Origin of the sequence: Candidatus Protochlamydia sp. R18 (assembly GCF_000648255.1) — a bacterium.
Lineage (GTDB): Bacteria > Chlamydiota > Chlamydiia > Chlamydiales > Parachlamydiaceae > Protochlamydia > Protochlamydia amoebophila.
Map to the genome: position 1 here is coordinate 1 of NZ_BASL01000698.1, position 11,029 is coordinate 11,029.

At 34.9% G+C, this 11,029-nt stretch carries 12 protein-coding genes and 1 tRNA gene; 8 read left to right on the forward strand and 5 right to left on the reverse strand.

The window, feature by feature from the left end; all coding sequences use genetic code 11:
- Window positions 1-199: 199 nt before the first annotated feature.
- From TY19_RS06020 to TY19_RS06035, 4 genes are all read right to left on the reverse strand, one after another.
- Window positions 200-724, reverse strand: coding sequence for a hypothetical protein (locus TY19_RS06020; RefSeq protein WP_042280963.1), 525 nt, complete (start codon window positions 722-724; stop codon window positions 200-202).
- A gap of 148 nt (window positions 725-872) precedes the next feature.
- Window positions 873-1,412 carry a hypothetical protein gene (locus tag TY19_RS06025; RefSeq protein ID WP_042280965.1) on the reverse strand — a complete coding sequence of 180 codons (540 nt, stop codon included), beginning with the start codon at window positions 1,410-1,412 and terminating at the stop codon, window positions 873-875.
- Window positions 1,413-1,446: 34 nt separating this feature from the next.
- Entirely contained in the window at window positions 1,447-2,790 is a 1,344-nt protein-coding gene (locus TY19_RS06030) for a hypothetical protein (protein WP_042280968.1), read from the reverse strand.
- A gap of 76 nt (window positions 2,791-2,866) precedes the next feature.
- Entirely contained in the window at window positions 2,867-3,277 is a 411-nt protein-coding gene (locus TY19_RS06035; RefSeq protein ID WP_039357520.1) for a hypothetical protein, read from the reverse strand.
- A 407-nt stretch (window positions 3,278-3,684) separates the two neighbouring features.
- On the opposite strand from TY19_RS06035, the gene TY19_RS06040 reads away from it, so the two are divergent.
- The 8 genes from TY19_RS06040 (at window position 3,685) to TY19_RS06075 (ending at window position 10,052) form a co-directional block, all read left to right on the forward strand.
- Window positions 3,685-3,758 (forward strand) — tRNA-Val (locus TY19_RS06040).
- Window positions 3,759-3,777: 19 nt separating this feature from the next.
- Window positions 3,778-5,541: a His/Gly/Thr/Pro-type tRNA ligase C-terminal domain-containing protein gene (locus tag TY19_RS12845; RefSeq protein ID WP_079979246.1), complete on the forward strand. Its 1,764-nt coding sequence runs from the start codon at window positions 3,778-3,780 to the stop codon at window positions 5,539-5,541.
- 1 nt (window position 5,542) lies between these two features.
- A complete protein-coding gene (gene infC, locus TY19_RS06050; protein WP_042280973.1) occupies window positions 5,543-6,097 on the forward strand; it encodes a translation initiation factor IF-3 in 555 nt (184 codons plus the stop codon).
- 50 nt (window positions 6,098-6,147) lie between these two features.
- Window positions 6,148-6,342, forward strand: a complete 195-nt coding sequence (gene rpmI / locus TY19_RS06055) for a 50S ribosomal protein L35 (RefSeq protein ID WP_011175253.1) — start codon at window positions 6,148-6,150, stop codon at window positions 6,340-6,342.
- A gap of 169 nt (window positions 6,343-6,511) precedes the next feature.
- Window positions 6,512-6,868 carry a 50S ribosomal protein L20 gene (rplT, locus tag TY19_RS06060; protein WP_011175254.1) on the forward strand — a complete coding sequence of 119 codons (357 nt, stop codon included), beginning with the start codon at window positions 6,512-6,514 and terminating at the stop codon, window positions 6,866-6,868.
- Window positions 6,869-7,010: 142 nt separating this feature from the next.
- The gene (gene pheS / locus TY19_RS06065; RefSeq protein WP_042280976.1) at window positions 7,011-8,051 is read left to right on the forward strand and encodes a phenylalanine--tRNA ligase subunit alpha; all 1,041 of its coding nucleotides are present in this window, start codon (window positions 7,011-7,013) and stop codon (window positions 8,049-8,051) included.
- A gap of 19 nt (window positions 8,052-8,070) precedes the next feature.
- Window positions 8,071-8,967 (forward strand): RluA family pseudouridine synthase, encoded by an 897-nt coding sequence (locus tag TY19_RS06070; RefSeq protein ID WP_042280974.1) that lies wholly within the window; start codon window positions 8,071-8,073, stop codon window positions 8,965-8,967.
- On the forward strand, window positions 8,964-10,052 hold the full coding sequence (locus TY19_RS06075) for a glycosyltransferase family 9 protein (protein WP_052354815.1): 1,089 nt from the start codon (window positions 8,964-8,966) through the stop codon (window positions 10,050-10,052). Before TY19_RS06070 ends, TY19_RS06075 begins: the two co-directional genes overlap by 4 nt.
- Window positions 10,053-10,092: 40 nt before the next feature.
- On the opposite strand, the gene TY19_RS11725 is transcribed toward TY19_RS06075, so the two are convergent.
- Window positions 10,093-10,860, reverse strand: coding sequence for a tetratricopeptide repeat protein (locus TY19_RS11725; RefSeq protein WP_052354816.1), 768 nt, complete (start codon window positions 10,858-10,860; stop codon window positions 10,093-10,095).
- Window positions 10,861-11,029: the final 169 nt, after the last annotated feature.

Below are 11,029 nucleotides of genomic sequence, written 5' to 3' on the forward strand. Positions count from 1 at the left end.
TCTAATTCAACAAATTTATCTGTTTGATATAAACTATTTTCTAAATGCATGTGCTTGATCCGTTGAATTTTGTAGTGATTTAATTTACTTATGTTTACAGCTTTAAAAATCTATGAATTTTAGACAAAATAACTGTAGCTCTTAGCGAAAATTTGATCTAACTATCTAGAGACAGCTATTTTGTCTGAGATTCACTAAGCTAAGTGTCTTGTCTGTCTTCAGGAGGAAAATATAAAACTATAGTTCCAAGGTCTTTATAATATGCATTATAATGTGTGATTGAAGCTTCCTGATCTACTTTGGGCATGCGATTAAATATTTCTTGATATTGAGAAGCTGAGTACCAATTAAATTTTTCATTATTATATTCCCAATGAAATCGGGGATGATATCCTCCTTCTCTAAAATTATCTTGCAGATAGCAAAAAAATCTCGTCAGGAACCATTTTCCTGCTAATCTTTTATCATTATCTTCATAAATCTGATCAATTTTAGCTGCGATTTTTTTACCTGCATTTCTTTCTTCCTCCGTATATTCGAATCGCGTTTTTTCCATCAGCTCAATAACGCGTCTAGCTAAAATGTCAATGTGGAATCTATCTGAGCTTCCGGGAAGATAAACGTAACGAGTGCCCCAGAAGGTAATACCTTCTTTAACCTGCTCTATGACGGGCTCTAATTCAACAAATTTATCTGTTTGATATAAACTATCTTCTAAATGCATGTGCTTGTTCCGTTGAATTTTGTAGTGATTTTAATTTACTTGTGGTTACAGCTTTAAAAATCTATAAATTTTAGACAAAATAACTGTAGCTCTTAGCAAAAATTTGATCTAACTATCTAGACAGCTATTTTGTCTGAGATTCACTAAGCTAAGTGTCTTGTCTGTCTTCAGGAGAAAAATATAAAACTATAGTTCCAAGATCTTTATAATATGCATTATAATGTGTGGTTGAAGCTATCTGTTCTTTATCGGGCATGCGATTAAATTTTTCTTGATATTGAGAAGCTGTATAGTAATTAAAATTTTGATTCTCATCGCAAGTTTCCCAATGAAATCGAGGATTATGCGGAGCTTCTGCGATTCCTCTGAATTCATCTTGCAGATAACAAAAAAATCTCGTCAGGAACCATTTTCCTTTTAATCTTTTATCATTATCTTGATAAATCTGATCAATTTTAGCTGCGATTTTTTTACCTGCGTTTCTTTCTTCCTCCGTATATTCGAATCGCGTTTTTTCCATAAGATCCATGACGCGTCTAGCTAAAATGTCAATAGGGAATCTATCTGAGCTTTCGGAAAGATAAACGTAACGAGTGCCCCAGAAGGTGATGCCTTCTTTAACGTGTTTTATGACAGGCTCTAATTCAACAAATTTATCTGTTTGATATAAACTATTTTCTAAATGCATGTGCTTGATCCATTAAATTTTTATTTTGATAATTTTAAAGAGATACTCCAATCTTATCGTCAAAATAATACTCTGGTGGTTTTGTATACAATTTAGCTAAGGCAGCAAGGCTTTCAAAAGCGCTTTTTTTTAATTGAATATCTAACAAACGTAATTTTTTTCGCGCCCAATCCAGACAATTCGAATTTCCTCCCATTATAGAACTTTCGCCGCAGTAGGAATAAGGAATAACAACCCGATTCCTGTCTTCTTCATCAATGATATCAATGACTTTTTGGACTTCTTCACTTTGCCTCATCCATATTACTGATCGTGTTTGAAATTCAACTTTTACAACATTCTCACTAAGTTTTACATCTGAACCAGTAAAATGGGCAATTCTTGCAAAATAGTTGCCTTCTGTTATGCCCTCAAAGCAAATTAATGCATGATTACCATAGCACAGTCCATTATTAGTAATCAAAGTGACAGCCCATTGAAACGAACTTACCCTTAATCTTTTATCAAGCTGGCTTGGAGCACTATATGGTTCTATTTCAACTATAAACTTCGTACTTTTTAGTTGTTCTTTTAACTTATTGAATTCGGCCATATATTTTTCATTTTGTACTTCAATACTACTCTTATGTTCAAAAAAATCAAAACAAGATCGTATAGTCGTTAGCGTAATCGGCAAAATGCTTAGACCTGCAGTACTAGGGGAGAGAATTAGAGCTCCTAAACTTACCATTGCTCCTGCAGCTGTACGTGCAACTATGGACCTTTTAATTGCTTCATTTTCATTTTTTTCAACGATTTGCCATGCTAAAATTCTTTCGTCTATTTCTTCATCACCTGAACAGCTAGATATGGTAAAAAATTTACTAAAAAATTTGCTTTGTTCTTCTAAACTTAGTCTTTCTCTTACTGTTCTAACCTTATGCACAGTTTCCATGCTGCATTGTCTAGAACATGTTATGCGCTCAACCGGAACCTGAATACTTATTTTCAATTTTTTATAAAATAATTGCCAAACAAAATCCTTTTTTCTACGTAGCAAAGTAATTTCTTTCTTGCCAAATGTTTGTGTTAAAATTGGCTTCGAAAAAGTTATAGTATCATCATCTTCTAAGGCGGCTTTACACTCAAAAACGTAAGAAATAAATTCTTTTTTTGAAATTTGTTCAGCTATACTTTGCAGCTTCATAACATCCGTAGTGATTTTTCTACCAGCAACGTCACAAGTTTTGGATTTCAACTGATCTTCTTGCATAAATAAGCTAATCTTTTTTTCATTGACTGTCCAAAAATTATGGACTTTCCAATCGCTATTGATATCTATTTCTATCTCATCGTTAATACGCAAAAAACAGGGATTATAATTCTGTGACACAAACATGAAAAATTTCTCCTTATCATTATGAACCTTTGCCTGAAAGGCAAAGGTTTCTTTTATCACGGTTTATTAATTTAATTTAGCATTGATTAGGGAAGAGCCAGTGAAAAAAAGACTTTGTAGAGTCTACTGATTTACCAGTGCTTTTTTTTAAAACTTCTTTTGAAACTTCAGCTGTCAATTCTATTGCTGAAGGAAGAGAATTTTTAACATGATTTTTAGCCGCACCTATACAACCATCAATACATGGATCTGTAAGATTTCCAGCTGAGGGTACATGTTTTTTTAATGAGGCTTTTATAGTTGATCCAACCGTATCAGCTGATTTATCAATTGCTGTATCTACGTTTGTTTGTAAAGTTGTTTTAACAATAGTTTTGGCGTGATTAACAACTTTTTCAGTAACTTCATTTACATGAGTTTTTACCAAATCAGTGTCAATCAAGACGACTGAATAGTTTTCAGGTGCATTACATATAGATGGGGACATATTATCTCCTAATTTAAAAGTTAATAGAAACATTAATAATTTTAGATTTTTAATTAATTAAAATCAATTGTAACTTATAACAATTTTAATTTATTTGTATAAAATAATAGTATAAATTAATAATTATTTATTTAATTTAATTGTTTTTTAAATTAATAATTATTAATCTTTTTTTTGTTTAATACTTTTAATTTATTTATATAAATAACTAAATGTATACTAGCATTTTTGAGGGTGTTTACTATCTGATAAACCAAAAAAACTTTGATGAGTTAAACGAGCTCACAGCTCACCTATACTCAATAATTTTGTCCCTATAAAAATAACTTCGGCTGATATTCACAAAGAAACATTTTTTTTCGTTGCTGAAAATAGAAAGACTTCTATATAGTTGCGCTTCACTCGATGAGATATTAGCTCAGTTGGTTAGAGCGCCACGTTGACATCGTGGAGGTCAGCTGTTCGAGTCAGCTATATCTCAATCTCATTTAAAATCAATTATGCCTTTTCTTCATTCAAACAAGCCTTTACGTATTCAACGCCGTTCGGTGGCAGAGCTCTTGGCTTCTGTTGTTTCTAAGCTTTTTCCTGGAGTATACTTAATGGGGGGAGGAGAGACTTCCTACGGGTTTTATTATGATTTCATCTTCCAACAAAAAGTCGATAATAACCTTGTTTCTCTGATTGAAGTTCACTTAAAAACTTTAATTAAAGAAAATCATCCCATTCAAGCCTTAAGTATGATGCGTGAAAATGCGCAGGCTTTATTTGACCATCATGATCAACCTTTTTTAGCTGAGTTAGCAGGAGAAAAAGAGGAAAATATTGTTGAAATATTACAATTTAAACAATTTTATGGACTCTGCTCTTTTCCACTTATTTCTTCGACAGAAGAAATTGGCGTGGTTAAACTTTTAGAGTTAGACATTCGACAGGAAGAGAGAGAAGGGGAAACTTTGGTTGTGACACGTTTGTTGGGTACTTCTTTTCCAGATAATCAAAAACTCAAGCAATTTTTAAAGCTATACGATAGCTATCGAAAAAAGAAAGATCATCGACAATTAGGAAGTGATTTAAATTTATTTAGTTTTCCAGAAGAATTAACGGCGTTAGAATGTGTTTGGCATCCTAAGGGAAACCTTTTGTTGACACTTTTAAAAGAGTGGGTAACCAAAGAATTTTCTAAAATCGGGAAATGGGAACCAGTCAATACTCCTTGTGTGGTCAATTCTCATTTTTTTAAATTCAATGCGGATCATTTACCAACTGTTGAGATGGGGACAGAGGAATATGTTTTTAGTCCATCTCCTTTGATTCAGCATCATTATCTTTTTAAACGCAAAAAGAAAGATTCTAGCGACTTACCTATTCATTTTTTTGAATGGGCGAAAAAATATGTCCTATCAACCCATCCTTTAAAAGAAGGATTATTCAACGCCATCAGTTGGAGTGGAGATTTTTCTACGATCTTTTCTTCAGATGAACAACTTAACCAAGAATTCATTTCTTCCTTGCAATTCATTGAACAAATCATTAGAATCTTTGGTTTTGAAGCCCGTTGGTGTCTTGTCACTTCGAGACAAAAAAGTTTTAAATTTAGGCAAGAAAAGGCTGCAATTGATCGGATTGAGAAAATCCTTTCTCTTTGTACTTTATCTTATCCTTTGCAAGATGAATACTTCGAAAGTGATTGTTTAGAAGGACCCCGGCTAGAACTCAGAGTAGCTGATGAAATTGGTCGGGAATGGGTTATATCGGCAGTGACTCTTATTTCTATTCACTATTTGAAGAAAGATAAGACTGAAAAGCAAGAAAACGAAATAACGATTCCATTTGTTATAGTAAGGCAAATATGGGAATCACTAGACCGTTTGATAGCTTTATTAATTGAACGCTTTGAAGGTAGCTTTCCTTTATGGTTAGCTCCTGAACAAGTAAGAATTTTAGCAGTTGGAGAGGGTAGCCTCTCTTATACAAGGCAAATTGAAACTCGCTGTCACTCTCAAGGATTGAGAGTCGGAGTTGATTTTAAAAAATCGACTAAGTTAGGCGAAAAAATACACTTGGCGGAAAAAGAAAAAGTTCCTTATCTCCTAATTATTGGAGAGCAAGAAATTAAGCGAAATGCGATAACCTTCCGATCAGTTGAAAAGCCTGGAAAAAGCGAATCAATTAGATTAGAGGAATTTTTAGAACAAATACGCCAAAAATGTGTTTGTCCAACAGTGTTGGATAATAACTATGAAGAGGAGAGACTAGATTAGCTTGAAAGTTAATAGAGAAATACGAGCTCCAAAAGTTCGAGTCATTGATCATTTAGGTGAACAAGTAGGGATTATTCCCTTATATGAAGCCTTGGCAATGGCCGAAGAAAACGGATTAGACCTAGTTGAAATTGTTCCAGGGTCCAGCCCTCCCGTTTGTAAAGTCATGAATTTTGGAAAATTCCGTTATGACCAAAGTAAACGAGAGAAGGAAAATAAAAAGGCTCAACATCAAATCAAGGTAAAAGAAATTAAGCTTAAGCCAAATATTGATGTTCATGACCTTGAAACAAAAACAAGACATGCCCGAGACTTTTTAGCAAGTGGTAACAAAGTTAAAGTCACTTGTACATTTCGTGGGCGAGAAATGATGCACCCAGAGATTGGAGAGAAAATCGTTCGAGAGATGTGTCAGGAACTAGAAGATATTTCAACGCCTGAATCACCTGCGAAAATGATGGGACGCATGCTGCTTGTTGTTTTAGCCCCTGGAGGAAAAAAGAAAAAAGAGGGAGTCAAATCAAGTGGTGGGACTGAAGAGTCTACTACCAACTAGACGTAATAACTTCCTCACTGAAGAGATTTAACAATTTAGGAGAAAAGACAATGCCTAAAATGAAAACCCGCAAAGCCGTTGCTTCTAAGTTTCGCGTGACGGCAACAGGCAAGCTTAAGGCTAGTCGTCCGGGCAGACGCCATAAATTGACCGGTAAAACACCTAAGCGCAAACGTCAGTTACGTCGACCAGGACTTGTAGATGATGGTCATCTCAAGACATATAAACGTCTGATGTGTTTATAAGTGAAATAGGGGTAACTCTGTTAAGGTTCTATAACTTGCTCATCTATTTTGATTGATGTCTGTTTACAGGCAAAGCATCCGGAAAGCAAGTCGTGACTTAAGCAAAAGCTTAAGTTCGTAATAAAGTTTAAGCCGTTTAACGGTAAATTGATTAACGTGGAGACTAGCTATGGTTAGAGCAACCAATGCTGTAGCTTCTCATCGTCGCAAGAAGAGATTGTTCAAGTTAGCAAAGGGTTTTGTCGGAGATCGAAAAAATCACTTGCGTTTGACGAGTGGTGCAGTTATGCGAGCGATGGCATACAATTATGCACATCGTAAACAAAAGAAGCGCGATTTTCGTAGTTTATGGATTATGCGTCTTAATGCCGCTGCCAGAATTAATGGAATTTCCTATAGTAAATTCATCTATGGGCTAAAAAAAGCGCAATGCGAACTCGATAGAAAAGTTCTTGCTGATATGGCTATCCGTGATCCTGGCAGTTTTGCTGCGATCGTAGGATTTGCAAAAGAAGCTTTAGCTTAAAATTGTGTAAACTAAAAAGCCAAGCTTAAACCTTGGCTTTTTAGTTGATGTTATTTATGATGTCTCTTGTTTAACTCTATTAAGTCTCATAAGTGACTTTGTTGTGTCATTCGACATTAAATAAATGTTCTCTTATCTTCTGATGAGGTCTTCTGTGCAACCATTGATCAATGAAATTCGTCAGCAATTCCTCCATGATTTAGAACAAGTTCAAACTACACTTGAACTTGAGCAGCTTAAAGTAAAATTTTTAGGCAAAAAAGGGTCCTTACAAAGTCTCATGAAAGGGCTTAAAGATGTTGAGCCTGATCAGCGACCTTTGGTTGGCAAATTCATCAACGAATTGAAAGAATTCATGTCTAATTATTGCGATGAATTAGAACATCAGCTAATTGCTAAAGAAGAAAATGCTCAGTTAACTCACGAAACTATTGATGTTACATTACCAGGGCGACAGCGATTTGTTGGCCGAAAACATCCGTTGACTCAAGCGATGGATCAAATTATCCATATTCTGTCTAAGATGGGTTTTTCGGTTCAGTATGGGCCTGATATTGATACGGACTATTACAATTTTGAAATTCTCAACTTCCCTCCTGAGCATCCAGCAAGAGATATGCAAGACACTTTTTATATCTCTCCTCATGTTTTGCTTCGTACTCATACATCGAATATTCAAGCGCGAGCAATGGAGCTAAATAGGCCCCCCATTCGTATTATTGCTCCTGGAAAAGTTTATCGTAATGAAACAATTACAGCTCGCTCACATGTCTTTTTTCATCAAGTTGAAGCTGTTTATATCGATCAACATGTTTCGTTTGCCGATTTATTCGCGACATTGGATGAATTTTTGAAAAAATTGTTTAAGCAAACTATTGAAACTCGTTATCGACCGAGCTATTTTCCTTTTGTGGAACCAGGGCTTGAAGTAGATATTAGTTGCCTAGTTTGTGAAGGCAAAGGATGTCAACTTTGTAAGCACACAGGATGGGTTGAAGTCGCAGGTGCTGGAATGATTCATCCCGAAGTTCTCAAAAATGGGGGCATCGATCCTGAGCACTATTCAGGTTTTGCTTGGGGGATGGGATTAGAGCGTTTAGTTATGATGTTGAGAGGGATTCAAGATATTCGTTTATTCACAGAAAATGATCTAAGATTCTTACAACAATTTACTTTGTTGTAAAAGCCAATTAGGACAAAGCATGCCTAATGCATTAGATTGGGTGGTTTCAAATGAAGAATCAGGCAGTAAACTGGTCTCTTTTTTAAGCAAGCAGTTAAGCCCCCATTATTCTTCTCGTCAACTCAAACGCATGATTGAGCAAAACGATTGTCAAGTCAATGGGCGCATAGAACGATTTGCTTCTACTTTTCTAGGAACAGGGGATAGAGTTTCTCTGAACCTTAAAAATCCTCAACAAAATTTTAATCGTCAATTAGAGCAATCTCGCATTCTTTATGAAGATGAAGATTTATTTATTTATGATAAACCTGCTGAAATGAATTGTGACGAGCAGGGAATTATTGCACTACTAAAACCCTCTTTTCCATCCATTCAATTAATTCACCGTTTAGATAGACAGACAACAGGAGTGTTAGCTTTAGCAAAGAATAAAACTACTTTTGAAGCTCTAGTTAATCAGTTTAAACAGTTGCAAGTGTCTAAAAGTTATCAAGCCATTGTTGATGGGATATTAAGGCCATCTAAAGGGCATATAGAAAACTATTTAGGAAAAAAACATGTGTATCAAGGACAGACGATTTGGGGAGAAGTTCCTTCTTTTCAAGGATTGTATGCCTCTACGTATTGGAACTGTCTAGAAATAGGCAAAAAAGCTTCATTAGTCAGATGCTTTCCCAAAACAGGAAGAACTCATCAAATTCGTGTTCATTTGGCAGGTCTTGGACATCCCATTTTAGGGGATTATCAGTATGGAAAAAAATTCACATGCCTTCACAATCCTCCAAGATATTTACTACATGCAGAAGAAATGGGATTTATCCATCCCAGAACAAGAGAAAAGTTGATTGTCCAAGCGATTTTGCCAGAGGATTTTTTAGATGCATATAAAAAACTATTTGAAGGAAAGACAGTTTGAAAATCTTAATTGTAAAAATGTCTTCTTTGGGAGATATCATTCATGCTTTTCCTGCACTGCAGTTATTGAGACGTCTCTATCCTGACGCGCAAATTGATTGGGTGGTTGAAAAATCATTTGTAGAACTTATTGAGTCTCATCCCGATTTAAGCCAAGCAATTTCCATTCCGCTAAAAGAGTGGCGCAAGCAATTCTGGACTAAGCGAACGTGGCAAGCAATGGCTCAATGGATCAAAGAATTTAGGCAGGTTTCTTATCAACTTGTGTTTGATTTACAGGGAAATAGTAAATCAGGTTTGATAACGAAACTAGCGAAAGGAAAGCGAAAAATTGGATTTGGGCGTCAAACTGTGTCCGAGTGGCCCAATCTTTTAGCAACTAAAGAGCGTTACAACCCTCCTAAGGGGGCAAATATTCGAGAAGATTATTTATTTTTAGTTCAAAAAACTTTAGACAAACAAGAATCCCATCAAGCAGGAGTTAAACTAAACGTTTCTTTTGAACAAGAACAAAAAATTGCACAAATTCTTCACTCACCTTATTTAAAAAAATCACTCAAAGTCATGGTTTGCCCTGGATCTAATTGGCCTAATAAACAACTGACTTTAGATACATTTGAAAAGTTTCTGTCGTATTTATCAAACCAGTATGATGCTTGCTTTGTTTTTATTTGGGGAACTTTACAGGAAAAAAAAATTGTAGGGGAGTTAACAGCTAAATTTCCAGAGACTAGTTTAATTGTAGAACGCTTAGCATTACCTCTTTTGCAAACTTTAATGTTTAAAATAGATTTAGTGATTTCCGTTGATTCCTTGGCTTTACATTTAGCAGGCACGACATCGACTCCTACTTATAGTATTTTTGGACCTTCATCTGCTAGAAAATATAAACCACTAGGGCTTTTACATGAAGCTTTTCAAGGATTATGTCCTTATGGGAATGTCTTTGAAAAACGTTGCCCTATTTTGCGTACATGCCCTACAGGTAATTGTATAAAAAATATTTCAATAAACACCTTGATCGAACATTTTTCTAAGTGGTGGTTAAACAATGAATTTGCTAAATCAAATGCTTATCATAATTAAGCTATTAATTCTCAATTAACAATTGTTGTTTAGTATTGATTTACTTTACTATTCCTTGATCAGCGGCAAGTTTAAGATATTTGTCGGCCTCTTGATCGGATTGAGCCACACCTCGCCCTTTTTTATACATCATCCCAACATAATATTGAGCGAAGGGATCCCCTTGGTCTGCCACGAGTTTAAAACATTCAAAAGCTTTTTTATAAGATGTTGGGACACCTCGTCCCTTTTTATACATACGTCCTAGGTTATATAGAGCGTCTAAATTACCTTGGTCCGCAGCAAGTTGGTAATATTTAATAGCTTCTCGATCAGACTGCGGGACACCTCGTCCCTTTTTATACATGAATCCAAGGCTAAATTGAGCGTCTGCATTACCTTGGTCCGCAGCAAGTTGGTAATATTTAAAAGCTTCTTGATCAGACTGCGGGACACCTTGGCCCTGTTCATACATCAATCCGAGTTTATACTGAGCGGTTGCATTGCCTCGATCTGCCAAAAGTTTAGTCGATAAAGTTGGGGAGGAGGAACTGTAAATAACTTTACTTTTTTTACCGCTCCAAAAAGACATCCAATCTTCTCGAATACTTTCCGAATAAGGCCCGAATCCTAAAGAAAATAGAGTTTTGCAAACTGCACGTATTCCAATTCCAATTCTACGTATTAAAGGATGTGTTTTTTCAAAGCTTCCTAAAAGCACATACATTTTCCCATTAATTATTTTACTTTGGCTGAGTTTTGAATCTGTACTAGAAGAAAAAGTAGAATAGTTAATAGGAGTATCACCCTCTATAAATTTTAAACGCATATGATTTCCTTTTTAATTTATTATTAATAATATAAAATATATATAACAATCATTATTACATATAGTTATATATTTTTTACAATAATTTTATTGTAAATATAAATATAAATAATGTAAGTTGCAAATAACTAAGTTAAAATAAAATTTAGATGTAAATAAAAAGGCCTCA